Raw genomic sequence first — 22,403 nt, 5'->3', positions numbered from 1 at the left:
GGAACGGGCCAAACACTCAAATTTCCATCGCGCTGATCGCCTATCATGCTGACCCATGCTCCCCGGCCCGCCTTATCAGTACGGTTCCCGCGGACCCGGAGGCGACCAGTCGCGCAAGAGCTTCTGGTGGGCACTCGCGCCGCTCCTCACATGCGGCCTGGGGACACCCTTCGTCGTCGCCTTCGCCGCCATCCGGCTGCGAGAACGGCGGCTCGCCCTCGCCGCCGGCGGCTACTCCCTGGGGCTCGTCGCCTTCATCGTCGCGACGAACCTGCTGGAGGGCGTTCCCCGCGACGACTGGCGCAACAACGTCACCGCCATCGTCTGGTTCGGCACGATGTGGGCCGGGGGAGCGATCCACACCTTCCTGCTGCGCCCCAGGGTCTTCCCCCGCGTCGTGCAGGCGGCGCCCCAGTCCCATCCCGCTCCGCCGTCCTACCCCGCTTCGCGCGCCTACGCCGCCCCGGTGCCGCCCGCGTACGGCGCCGGGGCCCCGGCGACTCCGCCGACCCGGCCGCTGCCGCACGCCTCCGGCCCGTACCCCACCGGCCCGTACTCCTCCGGCCCGCACGCGGCGCCCGGTCCGAGCGCCGGCGTGGCCTGGGTGGGGCCGTACGCGCTGCTCACGAAGGTCGGCGAGGGCGGGCAGGGCACGGTCTACCTCGGCCAGGCGCCGGACGGGCAGCAGGTGGCGGTGAAGATCCTGCATGTCAGGATCGGGCCGGACTCCGGCGAGCGGGACGCCTTCGTCAGAGAGGCGCTGGCCGCCCGGCGCGTGCCGTCGTTCGCCACCGCCCGCGTCATCGACGTCGGCGTCGAGGGCGGCCTGGCGTACATCGTGAGCGAGTACGTCCACGGTCCCTCCCTCGACCGGCTCGTCAGGGAGCAGGGGCCGCGCAATCCCGACAGCCTCACCAGGCTGTCGATCTCGACGCTGGCCGCGTTGCGCGGGATCCACAACGCGGGCATCGTGCACCGGGACTTCAAGCCCGCCAACGTGCTGCTCGGGGCGGACGGGCCGCGCGTGATCGACTTCGGCATCGCGAGGGCGATGGACCGGCTCACCACCAGCGCCGGAACGAAGGGGACGCCGGCCTTCATGTCCCCCGAGCAGGTGCTCGGAGAGCAGGCCGGCCCGGCCTCCGACCTGTTCAGCTGGGGCAGCACGATGTACTACGCCGCCAGCGGCAGGCTGCCGTTCGACGGGCCCTCGGTCTTCGCGGTGTCCCAGCAGATCATGGAGCACTCCCCCGACCTCGGTCCGCTGCCCGCCGCACTGCGGCGCCCGCTCGCCGCCGCCCTCGCCAAGGACCCGCGCGCCCGTCCCACCGCCGCCGACCTGCTGCTCGCGCTGTCCGGCTGACCCGCCGTCACACCGGCGCGGCGTGCGCGTAGCCGAGCAGGTTGGCCGACGCGGCGATCTGCCGGTAGCCCTTCGCGTCCTCGGGCCGCGCGCTGAGCACGAAGAGGGAGACCTTCGACTGCGGCAGATGCCAGATCTTGATGCTGTAACCGCCGTAGTCCGAGCACCACACCTGCCACTCCCGGTAGGCGGCCTTCCTGCCGTCGGCCATCTTCGTCAGGCTGTAGCCCGTGCGACGGCCGTCGTAGGCGAGGACGTGGTAGGCGTAGGCGCCGTAGTCCATGCCGTAATCCCCTGCCGGGTCACGCCACACGTGGCCGTCCCGCAGGCACGGCATGGGGCTGCCGACCTGCCAGCCGTAATAGGGGTCGTCGATCGAGTAGCCGGGCCACCGGCTGTTGCTCGCCCCGGTGCGCAGGACCAGCGCGTCCGGCTCGCAGTCGAAGGGCCAGGGGCCGCTGTCGCCCTGACTGTGGGGCGAGTCGATGCACGCGAGGTCACCGCGGACCTGCCGCATCCGCCAGCCCTTGGGGAGGGTCAGCGTGATGCCCTGGAACGACACCCTCCTGGCTTTCGGCTTGGGCTTCTTCTTCGCGCTCGGCGTGGAGGCCGGCGTGGAGGTCACGGTGAACGTGGCGGCGGGGACCGGCGTGGCGGGCGAGGGCGGCGGGGAGGCCGCCGGGGACGGCGCGGCCATCTCGGCCACCGCCGTGGAACGTTCCCGATCGGACGCGGAGGAGGCGATGATGGCCGTCACGACGATCAGCGTCACGGCCGCGGCCGTCGCGATGTACGCGTGCACCCAGTTCGGGCCGGAACGCGGGCCGGCGACGACGGCAGGAACGGCGACGGAGGCCGCCGCGGGCGCCGGGAGCGTTCCAGGATCTTCCCGTTCCTGCTCGACACGCAGGAGTGTGGCCGGCGGCGGCGGAGGGACGGCCGGCGTGGGCCATTCCGGGGTCTCCTTCTCGGGCAGCACCCACGTACGCTCGATCAACGCGGTGACGTCGGGCCGGTCCTCTTCGCTCTCCGCTCCCCGCCAGGCGGTGCTCACCTCGGCGAGCGCCTCGCCGGCGGTGGGCCGCGCCGCGGGGTCCTTGGCCAGCGCGCGGTGCACGAGGTCGCGCAGCGTCTCCGGCACAGGTGCGACGTCCGGCATCTCCTCGCGCACCCGGTAGGCCAGGATCTCCGGGCGGCCGGGGCCGTACGGCGGCTCACCGGTGGTGGCGTAGAGCACGAGCAGCGCCCAGCCGTACACGTCGGCGGGGGTTCCCGCGCCGCCCTCGCCGTACTCCTCGGGGCTGATCCAGCCGGGCGAGCCGACCAGCGTGCCCGTGTGCGTCATGGAGGTCTCGTCGAGGACCTTGGCGATCCCGAAATCGATGAGCCGGGGGCCCTCCGGCGACAGGATCACGTTCGGCGGCTTGAGGTCGCGGTGGACGACCCCCGCGGCGTGCATGGTGACCAGCGCCTCGGCCAGCCCCGCCGCCAGACCGAACAGCGCGTCGCCGGTCAGGGGTCCCTCGCCCCGCACGTGCTGCTCCAGCGTGGGGCCGGGGACGAACTCGGTGGCGAGCCAGGGCCGCTCGGTGCCGGGATCGGCGGCGAGAACGTGGGCGACGCAGGCGCCCTCGACCCCGGTCAGCACGGTGACCTCCCGGCTGAACCGACGGCGGAACTCCAGGTCGACCGACAGCGCCTCGTGCACCACCTTGACCGCCACTCGACGGCCCGAATCGTCGACTGCCGCGTAGACCACGCCCATACCGCCCGCGCCCAGCCGGCCGACGACCCGGTATGGACCGATCTCATGGGGATCGCCCCCCAAAAGCGGCTGCACACGACCTCCGTGGTGATCTCGCGGTTTGTGGGGCGATTCAACCAGATTCGCCGCTCTGTTCGCCAGGAGAACTCTATAACGACTCGGACATAGGGCAGCCGCAAACAACTTGTGTGAAGAGTTCACATGTGCTCTACTGGCTCCACCCGTCGCCGAGGTGTGGCGGAGAGGAAGGAGAGCTGTCAGGTGCACCAGAATCCGCAGCAGCCGTACCCCCGGCAGCCGCACCCCGGGCAGCCGTACGGCCAGCAGTACCCGCCGACCGTGATCGTCCAGAAGAAGGGCAACGGCTGCCTGAAGGCCGTGCTCGGCGGCGCGGCCGTGCTCATGGTCCTGATCGTCATCGGAGTCCTTCTCGGCGGCGGCGACGACTCTCAGGTGAGCCTCACGGACGGCACCGGGGAGACGGCGCAGGCGGCCAAGCCCCGCACGTCCCGGCCCTCGCGCGAAGCCCCTCCCCCGGGCCTGGGCGACGTCGTCAAGGACGGCAAGTTCGCCTTCAAGGTCACGAAGGTGGAGAAGGGGCTGTCCCAGGTCGGGGAGGGCCTCACGGCCCACAAGGCGCAGGGACAGTACGTCCTGGTGCACCTCACGGTGAAGAACATCGGCGACGAGGCCCAGACGTTCTCCGACTACGCGCAGAAGCTCATCGACACCAAGGGACGCACCTTCGACGCCGACACGGGGGCGGCCATCTGGCTGCAGGACTCCAACGCGTTCCTGGAGAAGATCAACCCCGGCAACAGCGTGAAGGGCTTCCTGCTCTTCGACGTGCCGAAGAACCTGGCCATCAAAGCGGTCGAACTGCACGATTCGGCCTGGTCCGGCGGCGTCACCGTCTCCCTGCGATGAACGGGCTCCGGCGCATCGCCACCCTGCGGTCCCGCGTCCTGGGCTGTCTGCTCGGCGGGGCGATCGGGGACGCGCTCGGCAACCCCGTCGAGTTCCTGTCGCTGCGGGGGATCCGCGCGGCGTACGGCCAGGATGGTCTGGCCACGATGGTGGGCACCGAGGTCACCGACGACACGCAGATGACCCTGTTCACCGTGGACGGGCTCGTCCGCGCCCTGCTGCACGGACGGGACACGGTCGCCGCCGTGCACGACGCGTACCTGCGCTGGCTCGACACGCAGGACCACCCCGCGCCGCCGCCGGAGGACGGCGGGTTCCGCACCGGGTGGCTGCGTCAGCAGCCCTGGCTCTACGCGGTGCGCGCGCCCGGTCTCACCTGCCTGTCCGGGCTGCGGTCGGGCGTCCGTCCTCGGTCCGACGTCGAGCCGCCGGACCGTACGGGACCCGTGAACCCGCACTCGAAGGGCTGCGGAGCGGTCATGCGCGCGGCTCCCTTCGGGTTCGTCGGCCTGCGCTTCGAGCACGCGGCCCGCTGCGCCAGGATCACCCACGGGCACCCGGCCGCCGCGGCCGCCGCCGGCGCCCTCGCCCTGATCATCGGCGGTCTCGTCCACGGCGAGGACCTCCGGCGGGCGGTCGGCCGTGCCCTCGGCCGCCTCGGCTGCGACGGCGGGGAGCCGGCCGCGGCGCTCCGCGCGGCTCTCGATCTCGCCTCCGCCGGCGCCCCCTCGGCGGAGAAGGTCGAGGGGCTCGGCGGGGGCTGGGTCGCCGAGGAGGCCCTCGCCATCGCCGTCTACTGCGCGCTGACCGCACCCGATGCCCGTACGGCCCTGCTGCTGGCGGTCAACCACTCGGGCGACTCCGACTCCACCGGCGCGATCTGCGGCAACATCCTCGGCGCCCGGCACGGCGCCGGGGCGTTCCCCGCCGAATGGGCCGCCGCCGTGGAGGGCCGCGACACGATCACCTCCGTCGCCGAGGACTTCGCCGAGGTTCTCGCCACCCGTCACCTGCCCGCCGAGCGGGCCGTCCGCTATCCCTGACCCCCTTTCCGAGGAGAACCATGCTCCGCCGCATGCTGGCCGTGTTCGCCCTGACCGCCGCCGCGCTCACCACTCCCACCGCCGCCCAGGCCGACACGAGGTTCCACGGCGAGGGCGACGACGTCGTACGGATCCACACGACCAAGGCGCCCGGCCTCCTCCGCCTCACCCACCGCGGCGAGTCGAACTTCATCGTCCACACCGTCGACCCCCGGGGGAAGACGGGCGAGTTGCTGGTCAACGAGATCGGCCCGTACGACGGGACCGTCCTCTACAACGACTACGGCACCAAAGGCACCGGCGGGCTCTCCATCAGGGCCGACGGCGTGTGGACCGCGACCTTCATGCCGCTGGGCAAGGCGCGCTGCTGGTGTGCCGCGACCCTTCGCGGCCGGGGTGACCAGGTGCTGAAGCTCTCCCCCACCCGGGGACTGCGCACGATGCGGGCCGCGCACGGCGGCGAGGCCAACTTCATCGTGCACGCCTACACCCGGACGGGGTCCTACTCCGACCTGCTGGTCAACGAGATCGGCCGTTACAAGGGCAAGGTGCTGCTGCCGACGGGCACCCGCCTGGTCACCGTCCACGCCGACGGCCCCTGGACGCTCACGCGAAGCTGAGACCGGGAAGCCTCAGTCGCGGACGAGACGGTAGAGGCCGCGATCGACGCGCTCCAGGTCGTCGTAGGTGACCGCGTTGTTGTCCGGCGCGTTGCGGCACATGTGTCCGGTGACCATCGTGCGGATCGTGGTCTCCGCATAACCGGTGCCGCGTCGCCTCATCTCGTCCACCACCTCCGCGGGAGTGAACGTGCCGCGGCGGGTGCGGGCGAGAACGGCGCGGATCGCGGCCAGGATCTCGCCCCTCGCGCCGTCCCTCGGGCCCGGCGGAGCCACCGGGCCCGTAGGCCGCGACACGCCGCGTGGGGCCCGGTGCCCCGCCCCCGGATCGGGGGCCGGGCCGAGCGGGTCCACCTCGTAGACCGCGAGCCGCAGGGTCGCGTCCACGTCGATCAGCACCGTCCGCAACGCCTCGACCCGGTTGGCGGCGAGTACGGAGCCGATGATGCGCTGCGCGGTCATGGGCAGCCGTGCTACGCCGTCCGGGCGCAGCACGATCACATCGGTGTCGAGATCCAGGCCGTACCGCTGCGCGACGGTCTTCATGTACCGGCGCAGGTCGGCCGTCTCGACGTACACGAACAAGCGCTCGGCGGGCGCCGGGCACATCGCCAGCCGGTAGAAGTCCTTGAGCACCTCCCCCAGAGCGTCCGTCCAGGCGGCGTTCTGCTCGTCGGGCTCACGGCAGTACTTGAATTCGAAGAACGTGGGCCGCGCTCCCCCTGCCATCAGGTTGATGCGCGCCCCCTTGAGGACGGGGTGGGGCCACTCCACCCCGAACGCGGCGGGATCGAGCCCCGCGTCCGCCAGCGCACGCGCGGTGATGAACCGCACGGTGTCCACCGTGAGCAGCCGGCCGAGTCCGGCGCGCCGATGGCGCCGCAACTCGGCGGCGACGGCTTGCCACACCCACGCCTCGATGCCCGCGCCCACACCGGTGAATCTAAATCAGCCGGCCGAGGGTGTCATCGGATCCGCACGACCGGAGCGGACTGCGGCCCGGTCATCAGCCGAGGTAGAGGCGATCATCGAACCCGCCCCGCTCGGCGCGTTTGGCGTCGGCGAGCCTCTCTATGTCCCGCCAGTCCTGGCCGTGAACCCGTGCCAGGGTGTGGAGGACTTCGAGCACGTCGGCGATCTCTTCGGGCACCTGTGCCGGAGGGGCCTCGCTGAGCTCGGTCGACTCCTCGAACAGCTTCGCGAGCAACGCCTCACGGAAGCCGGCCTCGTCCAGCACGGTCACAACCGGCTCCCTGCCGTCCCGGCGGATGATGTCCGGAATCTTGTCGCGTACGAGCTTTCCCATTGCCCTCGCGTCCACCCCTCATGTTCTCGTTCGGGTGCCCAGAGGGTAGCGCCGCGGACCGTTCCGCACTCGGTGATCGAGATCTAGTCTGTACCGGACATTCCTTGATCTACGCATGCAGAGTGGCACGAGGATGGATTTCTTCGAATACGAGCCGTCCGCCCGGACGTCATGGCGACTGGCGATCCTGATGGGAGCCAATGACCGCACCTACAAGTTCGCCCTCGGCACCGCGCTGCTCGAAGCCGCCGCCGACGGCCGAACGGAGATTCCGCTCCGCGAACTGGCGGCGCCGTACGCGATGGGTCTGGTTGAACGCATGGGAGCGGCTCCCCAGGCGAAGCCGAAGACGGTGCGCAACCCCACCGACTATCTGGCCGTGGCCGAAGCCGAGGCGGCGGAGTCCCTGCGGCTCGGGTCTCCGACCGAGAAGCTGCTGGCGGCGACTCTGAAGTCGATGCCCGAGATGGTCATGCGGAAGTTTCACAACCTGCGGGGCGCGGGACAGGTGCCGCACCGCTTCTACGAGGTGACCGGGCCCTCGAGAGAGCGGGTCGTCCGCCTGAGCGAAGACCTTCGCGCCGTCGCCGCGAGCGAGCAGACGGCGAGCCTGCGCGATGAACTGGACGCCCGGTGGAGCATCGTGGAGACGTCCTTCGCGGCCGGTGTCGGCCGCAGCCTCATAGAGGAAGGGATCATGGTCGACCCGGACACCCTGCGAATCACGGACAGGCTACGACGCAGATCCGTGACGGGGGTGATCGAGGCGGTGATCGGTTTCCAGCACGGACGTTGCCTGATCTGCGCAGAACCGCTCACACCCGGCACGGACGAGATCGCGGTGGACCACGTCTTCCCCTTCTCGGCCATGCATCGATACCGTCTGGCGATCGACCTCGACGCGATCTGGAATCTCGCTCCCGCCCACGCGGCCTGCAATCTGGGCAAGAGCAGCCGCCCGCCCAACGACGCCGAGCTGAACGGGCTGGCCCGGCGAAACGAGGCGATCATGGGATCTCCGCACCCGCTGCGCAGGACCCTGGAGCTGACCCTCGGGCCGTACGCGCGCAGGGGCGGCTGGCGCGCCTTCATCCAGGACGTCTACCAAGAGCTGTCCTGACCGGAGCTGACGTCGGCGATGCGTACGGCCGGTCAGGCGGAGGGGCCGGGGAGGCCTTGGCCGGCGATCAGGGGTTCGAGGGTGAGGCCCTCGTGTTCGCGCTGGATGGAGCGCATGCGCCACTGGTCGGTGAACACGGCGAGCAGGGCCTGGTCGCGGCTGCGGGTGAGGACCTCCGCGCCGCGCTGGCGCCGGAGCACCTCCGCGGACTCGGCGTCGGTGCGGAGGGCGAGCGTGTAGTCCAGCCGGTCGAGGACGATCTCCGCGCCGAACTCGGTGGCCAGGCGGTGCTGCACGACCTCGAACTGCATGGGCCCGACCGCGGCCAGCACGGGGGCCTGGTCGCCGCGCAGGTCGGAGCGGAGCACCTGGATCACGCCCTCGCCGTCGAGCTGGTCGATGCCCCGGCGGAACTGCTTGGCCTTGGCGGTGCTGCGGGAACGGGCGACGGCGAAGTGCTCGGGGGCGAAGCTGGGGATGGGCGGGAACTCCACCGGCCTCCCCTCGTAAAGGGTGTCCCCCGGCCGCAGCGCGGTGGCGTTCACCAGCCCGACGACGTCTCCCGGGTACGCCTCGTCGATGGTGGCCCGTTCCTGGCCGAACACCGACTGGGCGTACTTGGTGGCGAACGGGCGCCCGGTGGCGGCGTGGGTGAGCACCATGCCGCGCTCGAACCGGCCGGAGCAGACCCGGACGAACGCGATGCGGTCGCGGTGGGCGGGGTCCATGTTGGCCTGCACCTTGAAGACCAGGCCGGAGAACGGCGCGTCCAGCGGCCGGGCCGCGGCCTCGACGTCGAGCCGGGGCGCGGGGGCGGGGGCCAGGTCGACGAGCACGTCCAGCAGCCGCGCCACGCCGAAGTTGGACAGCGCCGCGCCGAACAGCACCGGCGTGGACTCGTGCGCCTCGAACGCCTTCTGGTCGTGCTCGGCGCCGATGGCGGCGAGCAGGTCGGCTTCCTCCCCCGCGCGGGCCCAGTCGTCGCCGAGCTCGGCGGCGGCCTGCTCGGGGGTCAGCTCGGTCTCCAGCGCCTTGGTGGCGCCGCCGGGCGTGCGGGTGTAGCGGACGATGCGGTCCTCCAGGCGGTCGACCACGCCGTGGAAGTTCCCGGCGGCGCCGATCGGCCAGGTCACCGGGGTGGGACGCAGGCCGGTGCGCTCCTCGATCTCGTCGAGCAGTTCCAGCGGCTCCTGGCCGGGCCGGTCCCACTTGTTGACGAACGTGATGACCGGGATGCGGCGGTGGCGGCAGACCTCGAACAGCTTCATGGTCTGCGGCTCCATGCCCTTGGCCGCGTCGAGCAGCATGACCGCGCAGTCGACCGCGGCCAGCACCCGATAGGTGTCCTCGGAGAAGTCCGCGTGGCCCGGGGTGTCGACCAGGTTGAACACGTGGTCGCGGTAGTCGAAGCGCAGCGCGGCCGAGGTGATGGAGATGCCGCGGGCCCGCTCCATCTCCATCCAGTCGGACGTCACACCCCGCCGGCCGGCCTTGCCGTGCACGGCTCCCGCCTGGGTGATCGCCGAGGCGTGCAGGGCGAGCGCCTCGGTCATCGTGGACTTTCCGGCGTCCGGGTGGCTGATCACCGCGAACGTGCGGCGGCGCGCCGCCTCACCCGTGACGGCGCTCATCGCCGGATCCCCGAAGCGTGGATCCCCGGGACGCGGGTCGTCGTGGTGCGGTCGTGGTGCGTGCAGGCCATCCGGGCTCCCAAACAGCGGTGGACGGTCGAGGTTACCGCGCCGGGCGCCGCGCTCCGGAATCGGCGCCGCCCGGGGCGGTCCTCACCGCGATCGCGGGGAGCTACAGGCGCTCGATGATCGTGACGTTGGCCTGGCCGCCGCCCTCGCACATGGTCTGCAGGCCGTAGCGGCCGCCGGTGCGCTCGAGCTCGTGCAGCAGGGTGGTCATCAGCCGGGCGCCGGTCGCGCCGAGCGGGTGGCCGAGCGCGATCGCGCCGCCGTTGGGGTTGACCCGGGCGGGATCGGCTCCCGTCTCCTTGAGCCAGGCCAGCACGACCGACGCGAACGCCTCGTTGATCTCGACGACGTCCATGTCTCCGATCGACATGCCGGTCTTCTTCAGCGCGTACGCCGTGGCGGGGATCGGCGCGGACAGCATGCGGATGGGGTCCTCGCCGCGGGCGGACAGATGGTGGATGCGGGCCCGGGGCCGCAGGCCGTGCGCCTTGACGGCGGCCTCGGAGGCGATCAGCAGCGCGGCCGCGCCGTCGGAGATCTGCGAGGCGACGGCGGCGGTCAGCCGCCCGCCCTCCTCCAGCGTCTTCAGGCCGGCCATCTTCTCCAGGGTGGTGTCCCGGCGGGGGCCCTCGTCGGCGGTGACGCCCTCGAGCGGGGCGATCTCGCGGGTGAAGCGGCCCTCGTCGGTCGCCCGGATGGCCCGCTGGTGCGACTCGAAGGCGAACGCCTCCATGTCCTCGCGGGAGATGTCCCAGTCCCTGGCGATCATCTCGGCACCGCGGAACTGCGACACGTCCTGCTTGCCGTACCGGGCCTGCCAGCCGCGCGAGCCGACGTACGGGCCCTCGGTGAGGCCGAGGGAGTCGGCGGCGCCGCGTGAGGCGAAGGCGATCGGGATCTGGGACATGTTCTGCACGCCGCCGGCGACGACGAGGTCGCTGGTGCCGGACATCACGGCCTGCGCGGCGAAGTGGACGGCCTGCTGGGAGGAGCCGCACTGCCGGTCGACGGTCACGCCCGGCACCTCCTCGGGCAGCCCGGCGGCCAGCCAGCAGGTGCGGGCGATGTCGCCGGCCTGCGGGCCCACCGTGTCCAGGCAGCCGAAGACCACGTCCTCCACCGCGGCCGGGTCCACCCCGGAGCGCTTCATGAGCTCAGTGAGCGCGTGCGCGCCGAGGTCGGCGGGGTGGACGCCGGAAAGGCCTCCGTTCCGCCTGCCCACGGGGGTGCGCACCGCCTCGACGATGTATGCCTCCGCCATCGCAAAACTCCTCAGGTTGTCAGGATCCCTTCCAGGACCATCGCTATGTACTGCCTGGCGATCTCTTCGGCCGGCAGCCTGCCGTCGCCGCGGTACCAGCTCGCGGCGAGCCACACGGTGTCGCGGATGAAGCGGTAGATCAGGCCCGTGTCGAGGTCGGCACGGAAGACGCCGTCGGTGACCCCGCGGTCCAGCACCGCGAGCCACATCTCGCGGAAGCGCCGCTGCGACTCCGTGAGGTAGGAGAAGCGCGGGCTCGTCGCGAGGTGCTTGGACTCGTTCTGGTAGATCACGACGGCCGGGCGGTGCCGGTGGATCGTGCGGAACGACTCCACGATCAGCGCCTCGAAGGTCTCCCGAGCGCCGAGACCGGAGCCGGTCACCTTGTCGTACGCCGCCCACAGCTCGGTGAGGAACGCGGAGAGGATCTCGTCGACCATCGACTCCTTGGAGTCGAAGTGGTAATAGAGGCTGCCGCCCAGCATGTCGGCGGCCTCGGCCACCTCGCGGACCGTCGTGGCCGCGTAGCCCCGGGACGCGAACACCTCGGCCGCGGTGGCCAGCAGCTCGGCCCGCCGCTCGGCGCGGGCGGCCGCGGTGCTCTCTGCGTCTCTGCGTCGTGGGCTCATGGGTAGTCGACCTCTCAGGGATGCTGGCTGGAGACCGAGACGACCTCTCCGGTCATGTAGGAGGAGTAGTCGCTCGCGAGGAAGACGATAACGTTGGCGACTTCCCATGGTTCCGCGTGGCGGCCGAAGGCCTCCTTCTTGGTCAGCTCGGCCAGCAGCTCGTCGGTCGTGACCTTGGCCAGGTGGGGATGCATGGCCAGCGAGGGCGCGACGGCGTTGACCCGCACGCCGTACGGCGCGGCCTCGATCGCCGCGCACCTGGTCAGCGCCATGACGCCGGCCTTGGCCGCCGCGTAGTGCGCCTGCCCCTCCTGCGCCCGCCAGCCGATCACGGAGGCGTTGTTGACGACGACGCCGCGGCCCCTCGGCTGCATGCGCGTCAGCGCGGCGCGGGTGCAGCGCATGGTGCCGGTCAGCGTGACGTCGAGCACCCGTCCCCACTGCTCGTCGGTCATCTCGACGAGCGTCGCCGTGCCGCCGAGCCCGGCGTTGTTGACGACGACGCCGACCGGGCCGAAGCGCTCCTCCGCCTCGGTGAACAGGCGCTGGACCTGCTCCTCGGAGGTGACGTCGCAGGGCACGGCGGTCACCGCGTCCGCGCCGAACTCCTCCCGCAGCACGGCCAGGCTCTCGCCGAGCCTGCGCTCATGGGCGTCGCTGACGACCACCCGCGCGCCCTCCTCCAGCATGCGCCGTGCGCAGGCGCCCCCGATGCCGGTGCCGGCCGCGGCGGTCACCACGGCCACCCGGTCGCGCAGCAGACCGTGACCGGTCACGTAGGTCGGCATGCCCTCTACCCTTCACGGACCCGGAAGGGCCCTCTCCTCGCCGTGCGTCTCGTGGTTTACTCTACCAAATAGTTGTTAGAAAAAAGCGAGGGTCCCATGACGTGGAGGTTCTCATGACGGATGGCCCTGGGAAGGGTTCCGGGAAGGGTCCCGCGGAGGTCGTCCGCTACGAGCGGCGCGGCCCCGTGGCGGTGGTCACGATGAACCGCCCGGAGTACCGCAACGCGCAGAACTCGGCGATGACGTACGCCCTGGACGAGGCCTTCTACCGGGCCGTGGCCGACGACGAGGTCAAGGTGATCGTCCTGGCCGGGGAGGGCAGGCACTTCTCGGCCGGGCACGACATCGGCACGCCCGGCAGGGACGCCCACGTCTCGTTCGAGCGCAGGGCGAGCCTGTGGTGGGACCACGTCGGCAAGGAGGGCGCCGAGAGCCGCTTCGCGCGGGAGTCGGAGGTCTACCTGGGGATGTGCCGGCGGTGGCGGGAGATCCCGAAGCCGACGATCGCCATGGTGCAGGGCGCGTGCATCGCGGGCGGGCTCATGCTCGCCTGGGTCTGCGACCTGATCGTCGCCTCCGACGACGCGTTCTTCGCCGACCCCGTCGTACGGATGGGCATCCCGGGAGTGGAGTACTTCGCCCACCCCTGGGCGATGCCGCCGAGGATCGCCAAGGAGTTCCTGTTCACCGGCGACCGGATGCCCGCCCGGCGGGCGTACGAGGTGGGCATGGTCAATCGGGTCGTGCCGCGCGAGGACCTGGAGACCGAGACGTTCGCGCTGGCCGGGAAGATCGCCGCCATGCCGCGGATGGGCCTGGCGCTGACCAAGAAGGCGGTCAACCAGGCCGAGGACCTGCAGGGCATGCACGCCGGGATGGACTCGGTCTTCGGCCTGCACCACCTCGCCCACGCCCACAACGCCGAGACCTCGGCCGACTCCCTGGCCGGGATGGACCCCAAGAGCATGAAGGCGGCCGCCGATGGATCTTGACCTGTCGTCCGTGGAGCCGTTCCGCGCGGAGGTGCGCGCCTGGCTCCGCGAGCACGTGCCCGCCGCTCCCCTGCCGTCCCTGGAGATCGAGGAGGGCTTCGCCGCCCACCGCGCCTGGGAGCGTGAGCTGCACGAGGCCCGCCTGTCGGTGGTGTCGTGGCCCGAGGAGTACGGCGGCCGGAACGCCACCCCGCTGGAGTGGCTGGTCTTCGAGGAGGAGTACTACGCGGCCGGCGCGCCGGGACGGGTCAGCCAGAACGGGATCAACCTGCTCGCGCCCACGCTCTTCCAGCACGGCACACCCGAGCAGCTCGCCCGTGTCCTGCCGTCGATGGCCTCCGGCGAGGTGATCTGGGCGCAGGCGTGGTCGGAGCCCGGGGCGGGCAGCGACCTGGCGTCCCTGCGCGCGACCGCGACCCGCACCGACGGCGGCTGGCTGCTCAACGGCCAGAAGACGTGGAGCTCGCGGGCCGCCTTCGCCGACTGGGGCTTCGGGCCGTTCCGCTCCGACCCCGAGGCCGAGCGGCACCGGGGGCTGACCTACCTCATGTTCCCGCTCGACGCCGAGGGGATCACCCGCAGGCCGATCGGCCGCATCGACGGCAAGCCGGCCTTCGCCGAGCTGTTCTTCGACGACGTGTTCGTCCCCGACCGCGACGTGATCGGCGAGCCCGGCTCGGGGTGGAAGGTCGCGATGAGCACCACCGGCAACGAGCGGGGGCTCACGCTGCGCAGTCCCGGCCGGTTCCTGGCCGCCGCCGACCGCCTCCTGGAGCTGTGGCGCGAGCACGGCGACCCCGCCGACACCGCGATGCGCGAGCGGGTGGCCGATGCGTGGATCAAGGCGCGCGCCTACCGGCTCAAGGGCTTCGAGACGATCTCCCGCACCGAGGACGTGGGCGCCGAGTCCAGCGTCAACAAGATCTTCTGGTCGGAGCTGGACGTCGCGCTGCACGAGACGGCCCTCGACCTGCTCGGCCCGGACGGCGAGCTGGGGGGCGAGTGGCTGGAGGGCTACGTCTTCTCCCTGGCCGGCCCGATCTACGCCGGGACCAACGAGATCCAGCGCAACGTGATCGCCGAGCGCGTGCTCGGCCTGCCGAAGGCGGGAAGCCGATGAGATTCGTCCTCGACGCCGAGCAGCGGCTGTTCGGCGAGACCCTCGGCAAGCTGCTCGCCGAGGCGGCCGTGCCGGGCGTGGTGCGCGACTGGGCCGCGGGGCGGCACGAGCGCGGCCTGGCGTTGTGGCGCACCCTGGCCGAGGCGGGGGTGCTCGCGGTCGCCGTGCCCCAGTCCGCGGGAGGGGCCGGGCCGCTGCCGGTCGAGCTGGTGACCGCCTTCCACGAGCTCGGCAGGCACGGCGTGCCCGGGCCGTACGCCGAGACCGTGGCCGCCGCCGTGCTGCTCGACCGGCTGGGCGACGGGCTGGGCGACGGGCTGGTCGATGAGGCTCTCGCGGTCCGGTGGCTGCCCGCGATCGCCGAGGGCGAGGCACTCGTCACGCTCGCGCTGCCCCCGGCGGTGCCGTACGCGCCGGACGCCGACGTCGCCGGCCTGGCGCTGCTGGTGGACGGCGAACGGATGCGCGCCGCCGTCCCCGGGGAGGCCCGCACGTCCCTCGACCCCGCCCGGCGGCTGTTCCCCGTCACACCGGGCGATGTGCTGGCCGAGGGACCGCGCGTCGCGGCGGCCGCCGCCGAGGCGTACGACATGGGCGTGCTGGTGTGCGCCGCGCAGCTCGTGGGCACGGGACGCCGCCTGCTGGAGGTGTCGGTGGACTACGCGAGGACCCGGCGGCAGTTCGGCCGGCCGATCGGCGAGTTCCAGGCGGTCAAGCACCACCTGGCCGACGCCCTGGTCGGGCTGGAGTACGCCCGGCCGCTGGTGCACGGCGCCGCCCTGGCGTACGGGACGCCGGATTTCGGCCGGGACGTGTCGGCGGCCAAGGCCGCGGCGTCCGAGGCGGCGTACGCCGCGGCGAAGATCGCCCTGCAGGTGCACGGCGCGATCGGCTACACGGACGAGTACGACCCCAGCCTGCTGATCCGCAGGGCCCGCGCCCTGCACACGGCGTGGGGCTCGCCGTCGGACCACCGGGCCCGGGTCATGGCGGCGCTGACGGGCGGCTGACGTTCAGCCGAGCATGCGGTGCAGGCCCTGGGACAGATCGGTGAGCGCCGCGCCTCGCGTTCGGGAGGAAAGGCGCGGACGCCCGCCGTCGCCGTGCCGACCGACCAGGACGGCGTCCTGGTCCCCGCCGTCCGGAGAGCGGACAACCTGCTCACCGGACGGGAGCCGGGCGCGGGGGCCGCCTCACCCGCCGGCTGACCCGGGCGCGGGGCCGTACCGCTCGAACTCCCAGGGGTCGTGGGCGGAGAAGACCTCGACCTCGCCCGCGTGGTCGCGGACGAGCGCGCGCAGCCGGTCGCGGTTGCGCAGCCGCAGCTCCGCGTCGACCTGGGAGCCGGTCTGCACGAGGTCGAGCAGCGGGTGCGGTTCCGGCTCCCCCGCCCGCAGCTCCCCGTGGTAGAAGTACGCGTCGCCCGCGTGCAGCAGCCACCGGTCGCCGTCGCGCACGGCCACCGCCGCGTGCCCGGCGGTGTGCCCGCCGAGCGGCACCAGCAGGAACTCGGGCGGCAGCCCGTCCGGCCGCCGTACGCCGCCGAAGCCGAACCACTCCTCGCCCACGCCGGACTCGTACGTCGCCCAGCGCGGCCCGTGGGCCCAGTGCGCCGGGCGGTAGCGCCTGCTGGGGGCCTCGGCCAGGGCGGCGGCCAGTTCCTCCGCAAGGACGTGCACCCGCGCGCCGGGGAAGTCCGGCAGCCCGCCCGAGTGGTCGACGTCGAGGTGGGTCAGCAGGATGTGCCGCACGTCGGCGGGATCGTGGCCGAGCCGCTCGACCTGGCGCACGGCGGTCTCGGCCGGGTCGAGCACCGGGCCGGCCATCTCCGTCCAGTCCGCCGCGAGCGAGCCCGCCGGGTCGCGCACGTCGCCGAGCCCGAGCCCGGTCTCCACGAGCACCAGGCCGTCGCGGGCGGTCTCGGCGAGCAGGCAGTGGGCCACGGCATGCGCGGGCGCCGGGCCGTCGTAGGTGGGCTCGACCTTCCGCATCGATCCGCAGTTGAGGTGGTGGACCTTCATGCGGGCCCCTCCCCCCGGGCGGCGGCCGCGACCATGCCGCCGATCCGCCGCGTCACCGAGTGGATGACGCCGGTGTCGCGGCGTACGCGGGCGAGCAGGAGCGCTCCCTGCAGCGAGGACAGCACCAGGTCGGCGAGCGCCTCGGGCTCGTCCACGCCGTGCCCGTGCAGGTAGCCGGCCAGGCCGCGCAGCCAGGAGGCGTACGCCGCGTCGCAGGCCGACCGGATGGGTTCGCTGCCGCCGGCGGCCTCCAGGGCGACCGTGGCCACCGGGCAGCCTTCCTCGAACCCCGACTCCTCCAGGTTGCGGGCGAGCAGGTCGCCGAGCCGGGCGATCGCCTCGGCGGGGCCGGGGGCGGCGGCCACGGCGGCGGCGATCCGCTCGCCGAGCTCGCCGCCCGCGATCACCACCGCCTCGGCGGCCAGCTGTTCCTTGCCCTCGGGGAAGTGGAAGTACAGCGAGCCCTTGGGCGCCCGGCTCTCCGCCAGCACCTGGTTGAGGCCGGTGGCGTTGTAACCCTGCCGCTGGAAGAGCCCGGCGGCCGTGCGCAGGACCCGCTCGCGCGTGTCGTTCCTTCGCGTCATGCCGTCAGACTAGACCGGTCTACATAGTTTCGGCAAGATTCCGGCCGAGAGCGCGGACGACCCCGGCGGCCTGCGTGACGACGGAGTCGATCAGCTCCTCGCATGTGGGCAGGTCGTCGATGAGCGCGACGACCTGGCCGGACGCCATCACGCCCAGGTCAGGGCGGCCGTCCACCATGGCCGCCTTCAGCAGCATCGGGGTGTTGGCCGCCATCAGGACCTGCGACCAGCTCAGCTCCTTGCCGTGTTTCATGGCCAGGCCGTCGCGGATCATGCCGGGCCACGACATGCCGGAGATCCTCCGGAAGCGCGCCGCGTTGCGCACCGCGCGGACCAGTCCGGACACCTTCCCCGACCGCTCCAGGCCGTCCACCAGGTCGGTGCGCAGCACGCGGTGCGGCATTCCGTCCACCTGCCGGGTGACCACGGTCTCCGACATGCCGAGGTAGGTCCTCTTGACCGCGTCGGGGACCGAGCTGTCCGAGGTCAGCAGGAACCGGGTGCCCATGGCCACCCCCGCCGCGCCGTACGCGAGGGCGGCGGCGAGGCCGCGCCCGTCGAAGAAGCCGCCGGCGGCGATCACCGGGATGTCGACGGCGTCCACGACCTGCGGCAGCAGCAGCGTCGTGGCGACCGCGCCGGTGTGGCCGCCGCCCTCGCCGCCCTGCACCAGCACGGCGTCGGCGCCCCACGCGGCGACCTTCTCCGCGTGCCGCCGGGCGCCGACGGACGGGATCACCACGATCCCGGCGTCCTTGAGCTTGGCGATCAGCTCCCGGCGCGGCGCCAGCGCGAACGAGGCCACCTTCACCCGGTTCCTGATCAGCAGGTCGACCCGCTCGCCCGCGTCGCCCGCGTCGGCCCGCAGGTTCACCCCGAACGGCGCGTCGGTGCGCGAGCGGACCTCCTCGATGGCGGCGGCGAGCTGGGCCACGGTCATCGTGGCCGAGGCGAGGATGCCGAGACCGCCCGCGTTCGCCACCGCGGAGACCAGCCTGGGGCCGGCCACCCAGCCCATGCCGGTCTGCACGACCGGGTGGCGCACGCCGGTCAGCCGCGTGAGCGGGGTCTCCAGCGTCTGCCCGATCACGGCTTCACCTCCCGCTCCCGCAGCGACCGCGGGTCGAGCACCTCGCGGATGAGGCGCAGCTCCTCGCCGGTGGGCTGCCGGGTCTCCGGCACCTCGCCCTCGACGACCAGGTCGAAGCCGGTGGCCGCCCGCACCTGCTCGACCTCGATGCCAGGATGCACCGAGACCAGGCGCATCGAGCCGTCGGGGGTGGCGAAGTCGAACACGGCGAGGTCGGTCACCACCCGGCGCAGGTCGTGGAAGCGGGCCGCCTCCGGGCCCAGCCCGGCCGCGCGGTCGTGGCCCACGCCGCTGACCACGTCCACCTTGGGCACGAAGACGCGGGTGGACTGCCGGGGAATCCAGTAGCTGGTCGGGTTGCAGATCGTGTTGCCGGGGGCCCCGCGCACGCCGAGCAGCTGCGACTTCGGCCGAGTCCAGTCGCCGATCGCCGAGATGTTCGTGTTGCCGTATCTGTCGATCTGAGAGGCGCCCATCATCACGTGCCTGCGCCCGTTCTGGACCAGCCACAGGTGCTCGCGGAACGGGAGCCAGCCCTCAGCGGCTCCGGCGGGAGCACCGATCGGCACCGCCTCGGCGGTCAGCAGCGCGCCGCCGTCCGTGGTCAGGAGGCCGGGCTCGAACGTGAGCCGGGCCAGCCGGGCGCCCAGGATCGAGCAGGTGCCCATCGCCGCCGCCAGGATCTCGCCGTCGCCGCGCCACGCCTCCGCGCAGGCCACGACGCAGATCTCCGCCCGGGTCGCGCTCATCGCCCCTCCTCCTCGTGCCATTGCCGTACGGCCTTCCGGTAGGCCTCCTCGTCGCCGGTCAGGAACCGGTCCGCGAACGCCGCCCACGCCTGCGGGTCGGCCGCCGAGGCGGCGTAGTGCCGCTGAAACGCCTCGTCCCGGCCCTTCTCCCCGAGATCGGTGAAGTGGCCGCCGTCCGGCGTCTCGACCACGCCAGTCACGTGCATGCGGCTGACCAGCAGCGTCTGCGGCGGGCCGGCCAGCTCGCCGGGCTCGACCATCCGCTCGCAGGACACGAAGCACCGCCCGGCCGCCTTGGCGAACAGGTCGTCCATGTAGGGGTCGGGGCCGAGGTAACGGCCGTTCCCCCGGGTGTCGGCGACGTCCAGGTGCACCAGCGCCGCGTCCATCGTCAGCGCGGGCACCGCGACCAGTTCCTCCCCGTCGTCGTACGGCGAGCGGACCGTGCGCAGGCCGGGGTTCACCCGCATCACGTCCGAGCCGAGCCCGGCCCGGGTCGGCAGGAACGGCAGCCGGTGCGCCGCCGCGAGCAGGCCGAACATGAACATGCCCTCGTCATACTCGGTGAACTCGACCGTCCCGCGTTGCCGGGCCGCCCGGAAGTGCGGTTCGAGGGCGATCGAGTCGAGCGTCACGAACGGGGCGACGACCCGGCGCACCTTGCCCGCCGCGCAGAGCAGGCCCACATCCGGCCCGCCGTAGGACACGATCGTCAGGTCCGTCAGGGAGGACCGGTAGACGGCCCGCACCAGCGCCATCGGCTTGCGCCGCGATCCCCAGCCGCCGATGCCGATCGTCATGCCGCTCTCCAGCGAGCCGACGATCTCCTCCACCGACATCCGCGTGCCCATCACCGGCCTCCTTCCGTGACGAAGGCGTCCCGGTGCCGGTCGCCGGCGCCCATGAGGTTGAGTTCGAAGGTGAAGCCCTGCTCGAAGCGGTAGCTGCGCTTGACGTCGACCGGGTCGATGCCGTTGAGGGACTCCTTGGCCCGCCGGATGACGTACGGGTCCTTGGCGGCGATCTGTGCCGCCACCTCCAGCGCCGCGTCGCGCAGCCGCTCGCGCGGCACGACCTCCAGCACCGAGCCGAACGCGTGCAGCTCGGCGGCGGTGACGTTGCGGCACGTGTAGACCATCGCGCGCATCAGGTGCTGAGGCACCAGCCGGGCGAGATGGGTGGCCGCGCCGAGCGCGCCCCGCTCCACCTCCGGCAGGCCGAAGTAGGCGTCGTCGGAGGCGACCACGACGTCGGCGTTCCCGGCCAGCCCGACCCCGCCGCCCAGGCAGAAGCCGTGCACCGCGGCGATCACGGGCACCTCGCACTCGTAGACCGCCGCGAACGCCTCGTAGCAGCCGCGGTTGGCCCCCACCAGCGCGTCGTGCCCGGTGGTCGCCTGCATCTCCTTGATGTCCACGCCCGCGTTGAACCCGCGGCCCTCGGCCCGCAGCACCACGACGCGGGTGTCCGGGTCGCGCCCGGCCTCCCGTACGGCGTCGGCCAGGTCGAACCATCCGCGTACGGTCAGCGCGTTGACCGGCGGGGCGTCCACCACGACCTCGGCGACGCCCTCGCCGTCACGGCTGGTCGAGATTCCCATGCGGCACCTTTCCATCTAACATTTGTTAGAAAGTACGCTAGCAGAGCGGATCGCCCCAGGCGATGCCCCTTGTCCGATCGGAGAGACCGAGATGATCTGCAGGGACCGAGTCGTCATCGTCACCGGCGCGGGGCGCGGCCTCGGCCGGGCGCACGCGCTGGAGTTCGCCCGTCAGGGTGCGAAGGTCGTGGTCAACGACCTCGGGGTCAGCCTGACCGGCGAGGGCGGCCCGGAGACGGGATCAGGAGGCCCCGCCCAGGAGGTGGTCGAGGAGATCCGCGCGCTGGGCGGCGAGGCGGTGGCCGACCGGTCCGACATCGCCACCGACGAGGGCGCGCGGCGGCTGGTGGCGACCGCGGCCGAGCACTTCGGCCGCCTCGACGTGCTGGTCAACAACGCCGGGTTCCTGCGCGACCGCATGCTGGTCAACCTGTCGGAGGAGGAGTGGGACGCGGTGATCCGCGTGCACCTGAAGGGCCACTTCCTGCCGCTCAAGCACGCCGGGCTGCACTGGCGCGCCGAGTCGAAGGCCGGCCGGCCGGTGGACGCACGGGTGGTCAACACCTCCTCCGGCGCGGGCCTGCTCGGCAGCGTGGGGCAGGGCAACTACTCGGCCGCCAAGGCCGGCATCGTCGGCCTGACCCTGGTCGCGGCGGCCGAGCTCGGCCGCTACGGCGTGACCGTCAACGCCATCGCCCCGGCCGCCCGCACGCGGATGACCGAGCAGGTCTTCGCGGCGACGATGGCCGCTCCCGGGGAGGGCGCGTTCGACGCCATGGCCCCGGAGAACGTCTCCCCGCTGGTGGTCTGGCTCGGCTCGGCCGAGTCGAAGGACGTCACCGGCCGGGTCTTCGAGGTCGAGGGCGGCCGGATCTGCGTCATGGAGGGCTTCCGGCACGGCCCGGCCGCCGACAGGGGCGCCCGCTGGGACCCCGCCGAGATCGGGCCGGAGGTGGCGAAGCTGCTCGGCCGGGCCGCCGCGCCCGAACCCGTCTACGGCGCCTGACCCTCCTCCGCGGGCCCCGCACCGCGCCTGCTCGCCGTACGGCGGGTCGCATGCCGGGTGAAAGCCGTTTGCAAGGAGCCGGGCCTACAACTGGTCCTGCGAAGGCCGGTTGAAACGGAGCTCGGGAACTCCCCGGAGCGAAGCGGATGTGCGGAGGTCGTCGCGCGGACACCCTGTGATCTCACGGGGGCCGGAATCGCACGAAGCGGGAAATGCCGCCGCGGCTCGCGGCGGCGGACCATTCACCGGAAGGGACCGGAAAATGACGAACTTCACGCGCAAGACCCGGCTGAGCCTGAGCTTCGCCGCGATCGCCGTGGCCTCCTCGGCCGTTATTCCGGCCTCCGCCGCGACGGCGAGCACCGCCACGACCGCAACGACCGCGACCGCCACGACGTCCACCGCCTCGCTGGCCTGGCACTCGGGCTACTTCACCAAGAACATGTGCTACAAGGACGCCCGCTCGTTCGCCCAGAGCGCGCTGCGGGGCCGCGGGTACACCGTCGTCTACAACCCGGCCAACGCCGTTCTCGGCACCAACGGCACCACCGCCGTCGAGGTCTCCTTCGCCCCGGCCCAGACCAGCTACAACCCCGGCACCTTCTCCAAGGTCAACTTCACCGTGACCGCGATCTCCAACACCTCCAGCCTCGCCGAGACCGCCCGCAACAGCGTCCGCGAGAGCATCGTCAAGCAGGTCTACTTCGACTACTGCTGAT

General features: G+C 72.4%; 24 protein-coding genes. 11 read left to right on the top strand and 13 right to left on the bottom strand.

Annotated elements, in window-relative coordinates:
• The first annotated feature begins 55 nt into the window (after positions 1-55).
• Positions 56-1,363 (top strand): serine/threonine-protein kinase, encoded by a 1,308-nt coding sequence (locus tag AAH991_RS23505; protein ID WP_346228056.1) that lies wholly within the window; start codon positions 56-58, stop codon positions 1,361-1,363.
• Positions 1,364-1,370: 7 nt separating this feature from the next.
• Here AAH991_RS23505 and AAH991_RS23500 read toward each other — a convergent pair whose 3' ends face one another.
• Positions 1,371-3,203, bottom strand: a complete 1,833-nt coding sequence (locus tag AAH991_RS23500) for a serine/threonine protein kinase (protein WP_346228055.1) — start codon at positions 3,201-3,203, stop codon at positions 1,371-1,373.
• Between the two features lie 186 nt (positions 3,204-3,389).
• Here AAH991_RS23500 and AAH991_RS23495 point away from each other — a divergent pair, with 186 nt between their 5' ends.
• From AAH991_RS23495 to AAH991_RS23485, 3 genes are read left to right on the top strand one after another with little or no spacing between them, the layout of a single operon-like run.
• A complete protein-coding gene (locus tag AAH991_RS23495) occupies positions 3,390-4,055 on the top strand; it encodes a DUF4352 domain-containing protein (protein WP_346228054.1) in 666 nt (221 codons plus the stop codon).
• Positions 4,052-5,098 (top strand): ADP-ribosylglycohydrolase family protein, encoded by a 1,047-nt coding sequence (locus AAH991_RS23490; protein ID WP_346228053.1) that lies wholly within the window; start codon positions 4,052-4,054, stop codon positions 5,096-5,098. The genes AAH991_RS23495 and AAH991_RS23490 overlap by 4 nt, the downstream gene beginning before the upstream one ends.
• A 20-nt stretch (positions 5,099-5,118) precedes the next feature.
• Positions 5,119-5,718, top strand: a complete 600-nt coding sequence (locus tag AAH991_RS23485) for a hypothetical protein (protein ID WP_346228052.1) — start codon at positions 5,119-5,121, stop codon at positions 5,716-5,718.
• Between the two features lie 12 nt (positions 5,719-5,730).
• Here AAH991_RS23485 and AAH991_RS23480 read toward each other — a convergent pair whose 3' ends face one another.
• Together AAH991_RS23480 and AAH991_RS23475 are read right to left on the bottom strand one after the other, a co-directional pair.
• Positions 5,731-6,651 carry a DUF7669 domain-containing protein gene (locus AAH991_RS23480; RefSeq protein WP_346228051.1) on the bottom strand — a complete coding sequence of 307 codons (921 nt, stop codon included), beginning with the start codon at positions 6,649-6,651 and terminating at the stop codon, positions 5,731-5,733.
• A 73-nt stretch (positions 6,652-6,724) separates the two neighbouring features.
• Entirely contained in the window at positions 6,725-7,024 is a 300-nt protein-coding gene (locus AAH991_RS23475; RefSeq protein ID WP_346228050.1) for a nucleoside triphosphate pyrophosphohydrolase, read from the bottom strand.
• A 133-nt stretch (positions 7,025-7,157) separates the two neighbouring features.
• Between AAH991_RS23475 and AAH991_RS23470 the strand changes: the two genes are divergently transcribed.
• On the top strand, positions 7,158-8,144 hold the full coding sequence (locus tag AAH991_RS23470) for an HNH endonuclease (protein ID WP_346228049.1): 987 nt from the start codon (positions 7,158-7,160) through the stop codon (positions 8,142-8,144).
• 32 nt (positions 8,145-8,176) lie between these two features.
• Here AAH991_RS23470 and AAH991_RS23465 read toward each other — a convergent pair whose 3' ends face one another.
• From AAH991_RS23465 to AAH991_RS23450, 4 genes are all read right to left on the bottom strand, one after another.
• Positions 8,177-9,775, bottom strand: coding sequence for a peptide chain release factor 3 (locus AAH991_RS23465; RefSeq protein WP_346228048.1), 1,599 nt, complete (start codon positions 9,773-9,775; stop codon positions 8,177-8,179).
• A gap of 172 nt (positions 9,776-9,947) precedes the next feature.
• The gene (locus AAH991_RS23460) at positions 9,948-11,105 is read right to left on the bottom strand and encodes an acetyl-CoA C-acetyltransferase (RefSeq protein WP_346228047.1); all 1,158 of its coding nucleotides are present in this window, start codon (positions 11,103-11,105) and stop codon (positions 9,948-9,950) included.
• An 11-nt stretch (positions 11,106-11,116) separates the two neighbouring features.
• Positions 11,117-11,734, bottom strand: a complete 618-nt coding sequence (locus tag AAH991_RS23455; RefSeq protein ID WP_346228046.1) for a TetR/AcrR family transcriptional regulator — start codon at positions 11,732-11,734, stop codon at positions 11,117-11,119.
• A 14-nt stretch (positions 11,735-11,748) separates the two neighbouring features.
• A complete protein-coding gene (locus AAH991_RS23450; protein ID WP_346228045.1) occupies positions 11,749-12,522 on the bottom strand; it encodes an SDR family oxidoreductase in 774 nt (257 codons plus the stop codon).
• Positions 12,523-12,635: 113 nt separating this feature from the next.
• Between AAH991_RS23450 and AAH991_RS23445 the strand changes: the two genes are divergently transcribed.
• From AAH991_RS23445 to AAH991_RS23430, 4 genes are read left to right on the top strand one after another with little or no spacing between them, the layout of a single operon-like run.
• Positions 12,636-13,514: an enoyl-CoA hydratase gene (locus tag AAH991_RS23445; RefSeq protein WP_346228044.1), complete on the top strand. Its 879-nt coding sequence runs from the start codon at positions 12,636-12,638 to the stop codon at positions 13,512-13,514.
• Positions 13,504-14,634 (top strand): acyl-CoA dehydrogenase family protein, encoded by a 1,131-nt coding sequence (locus tag AAH991_RS23440; protein WP_346228043.1) that lies wholly within the window; start codon positions 13,504-13,506, stop codon positions 14,632-14,634. Before AAH991_RS23445 ends, AAH991_RS23440 begins: the two co-directional genes overlap by 11 nt.
• Complete coding sequence (locus AAH991_RS23435) at positions 14,631-15,644, top strand: acyl-CoA dehydrogenase family protein (RefSeq protein ID WP_346228042.1); 1,014 nt, start codon at positions 14,631-14,633, stop codon at positions 15,642-15,644. Before AAH991_RS23440 ends, AAH991_RS23435 begins: the two co-directional genes overlap by 4 nt.
• A gap of 18 nt (positions 15,645-15,662) precedes the next feature.
• On the top strand, positions 15,663-15,842 hold the full coding sequence (locus AAH991_RS23430; protein ID WP_346228041.1) for a hypothetical protein: 180 nt from the start codon (positions 15,663-15,665) through the stop codon (positions 15,840-15,842).
• On the opposite strand, the gene AAH991_RS23425 is transcribed toward AAH991_RS23430, so the two are convergent.
• The 6 genes from AAH991_RS23425 to AAH991_RS23400 form a co-directional block, all read right to left on the bottom strand.
• Positions 15,828-16,655, bottom strand: coding sequence for an MBL fold metallo-hydrolase (locus AAH991_RS23425; RefSeq protein WP_346228040.1), 828 nt, complete (start codon positions 16,653-16,655; stop codon positions 15,828-15,830). The two genes, AAH991_RS23430 and AAH991_RS23425, sit on opposite strands and share 15 nt — an antisense overlap.
• Positions 16,652-17,239 carry a TetR/AcrR family transcriptional regulator gene (locus tag AAH991_RS23420; protein WP_346228039.1) on the bottom strand — a complete coding sequence of 196 codons (588 nt, stop codon included), beginning with the start codon at positions 17,237-17,239 and terminating at the stop codon, positions 16,652-16,654. The genes AAH991_RS23425 and AAH991_RS23420 overlap by 4 nt, the downstream gene beginning before the upstream one ends.
• 19 nt (positions 17,240-17,258) lie before the next feature.
• Positions 17,259-18,257, bottom strand: coding sequence for an NAD(P)H-dependent flavin oxidoreductase (locus AAH991_RS23415; RefSeq protein ID WP_428834013.1), 999 nt, complete (start codon positions 18,255-18,257; stop codon positions 17,259-17,261).
• A 68-nt stretch (positions 18,258-18,325) separates the two neighbouring features.
• Positions 18,326-19,078, bottom strand: a complete 753-nt coding sequence (locus tag AAH991_RS23410) for a CoA-transferase subunit beta (RefSeq protein ID WP_346228038.1) — start codon at positions 19,076-19,078, stop codon at positions 18,326-18,328.
• A complete protein-coding gene (locus AAH991_RS23405) occupies positions 19,075-19,929 on the bottom strand; it encodes a CoA transferase subunit A (protein ID WP_346228037.1) in 855 nt (284 codons plus the stop codon). Before AAH991_RS23405 ends, AAH991_RS23410 begins: the two co-directional genes overlap by 4 nt.
• Positions 19,929-20,678 carry an enoyl-CoA hydratase family protein gene (locus AAH991_RS23400; RefSeq protein ID WP_346228036.1) on the bottom strand — a complete coding sequence of 250 codons (750 nt, stop codon included), beginning with the start codon at positions 20,676-20,678 and terminating at the stop codon, positions 19,929-19,931. Before AAH991_RS23400 ends, AAH991_RS23405 begins: the two co-directional genes overlap by 1 nt.
• A gap of 91 nt (positions 20,679-20,769) precedes the next feature.
• Here AAH991_RS23400 and AAH991_RS23395 point away from each other — a divergent pair, with 91 nt between their 5' ends.
• Positions 20,770-21,684 carry an SDR family oxidoreductase gene (locus tag AAH991_RS23395; protein WP_346228035.1) on the top strand — a complete coding sequence of 305 codons (915 nt, stop codon included), beginning with the start codon at positions 20,770-20,772 and terminating at the stop codon, positions 21,682-21,684.
• Between the two features lie 262 nt (positions 21,685-21,946).
• The gene (locus AAH991_RS23390; RefSeq protein WP_346228034.1) at positions 21,947-22,402 is read left to right on the top strand and encodes a hypothetical protein; all 456 of its coding nucleotides are present in this window, start codon (positions 21,947-21,949) and stop codon (positions 22,400-22,402) included.
• Position 22,403: the final 1 nt, after the last annotated feature.

It is taken from the genome of Microbispora sp. ZYX-F-249 (assembly GCF_039649665.1).
Lineage (GTDB): Bacteria > Actinomycetota > Actinomycetes > Streptosporangiales > Streptosporangiaceae > Microbispora > Microbispora maris.
This window is presented reverse-complemented; position numbering and strand designations above follow the sequence as displayed.

What these genes read in the sequence shown, in the direction of transcription:
- AAH991_RS23415 (WP_428834013.1), bottom strand. Translation starts at nt 18,257, where the DNA reads ATGGGCTGGGTGGCCGGCCCCAGGCTGGTCTCCGCGGTGGCGAACGCG.
- AAH991_RS23470 (WP_346228049.1), top strand. Translation starts at nt 7,158, where the DNA reads ATGGATTTCTTCGAATACGAGCCGTCCGCCCGGACGTCATGGCGACTG.
- AAH991_RS23460 (WP_346228047.1), bottom strand. Translation starts at nt 11,105, where the DNA reads ATGGCGGAGGCATACATCGTCGAGGCGGTGCGCACCCCCGTGGGCAGG.
- AAH991_RS23465 (WP_346228048.1), bottom strand. Translation starts at nt 9,775, where the DNA reads ATGAGCGCCGTCACGGGTGAGGCGGCGCGCCGCCGCACGTTCGCGGTG.
- AAH991_RS23405 (WP_346228037.1), bottom strand. Translation starts at nt 19,929, where the DNA reads ATGGGCACGCGGATGTCGGTGGAGGAGATCGTCGGCTCGCTGGAGAGC.
- AAH991_RS23455 (WP_346228046.1), bottom strand. Translation starts at nt 11,734, where the DNA reads ATGAGCCCACGACGCAGAGACGCAGAGAGCACCGCGGCCGCCCGCGCC.
- AAH991_RS23485 (WP_346228052.1), top strand. Translation starts at nt 5,119, where the DNA reads ATGCTCCGCCGCATGCTGGCCGTGTTCGCCCTGACCGCCGCCGCGCTC.
- AAH991_RS23420 (WP_346228039.1), bottom strand. Translation starts at nt 17,239, where the DNA reads ATGACGCGAAGGAACGACACGCGCGAGCGGGTCCTGCGCACGGCCGCC.
- AAH991_RS23400 (WP_346228036.1), bottom strand. Translation starts at nt 20,678, where the DNA reads ATGGGAATCTCGACCAGCCGTGACGGCGAGGGCGTCGCCGAGGTCGTG.
- AAH991_RS23410 (WP_346228038.1), bottom strand. Translation starts at nt 19,078, where the DNA reads ATGAGCGCGACCCGGGCGGAGATCTGCGTCGTGGCCTGCGCGGAGGCG.
- AAH991_RS23425 (WP_346228040.1), bottom strand. Translation starts at nt 16,655, where the DNA reads ATGAAGGTCCACCACCTCAACTGCGGATCGATGCGGAAGGTCGAGCCC.
- AAH991_RS23505 (WP_346228056.1), top strand. Translation starts at nt 56, where the DNA reads ATGCTCCCCGGCCCGCCTTATCAGTACGGTTCCCGCGGACCCGGAGGC.
- AAH991_RS23435 (WP_346228042.1), top strand. Translation starts at nt 14,631, where the DNA reads ATGAGATTCGTCCTCGACGCCGAGCAGCGGCTGTTCGGCGAGACCCTC.
- AAH991_RS23390 (WP_346228034.1), top strand. Translation starts at nt 21,947, where the DNA reads ATGACGAACTTCACGCGCAAGACCCGGCTGAGCCTGAGCTTCGCCGCG.
- AAH991_RS23490 (WP_346228053.1), top strand. Translation starts at nt 4,052, where the DNA reads ATGAACGGGCTCCGGCGCATCGCCACCCTGCGGTCCCGCGTCCTGGGC.
- AAH991_RS23395 (WP_346228035.1), top strand. Translation starts at nt 20,770, where the DNA reads ATGATCTGCAGGGACCGAGTCGTCATCGTCACCGGCGCGGGGCGCGGC.
- AAH991_RS23450 (WP_346228045.1), bottom strand. Translation starts at nt 12,522, where the DNA reads ATGCCGACCTACGTGACCGGTCACGGTCTGCTGCGCGACCGGGTGGCC.
- AAH991_RS23445 (WP_346228044.1), top strand. Translation starts at nt 12,636, where the DNA reads ATGACGGATGGCCCTGGGAAGGGTTCCGGGAAGGGTCCCGCGGAGGTC.
- AAH991_RS23475 (WP_346228050.1), bottom strand. Translation starts at nt 7,024, where the DNA reads ATGGGAAAGCTCGTACGCGACAAGATTCCGGACATCATCCGCCGGGAC.
- AAH991_RS23440 (WP_346228043.1), top strand. Translation starts at nt 13,504, where the DNA reads ATGGATCTTGACCTGTCGTCCGTGGAGCCGTTCCGCGCGGAGGTGCGC.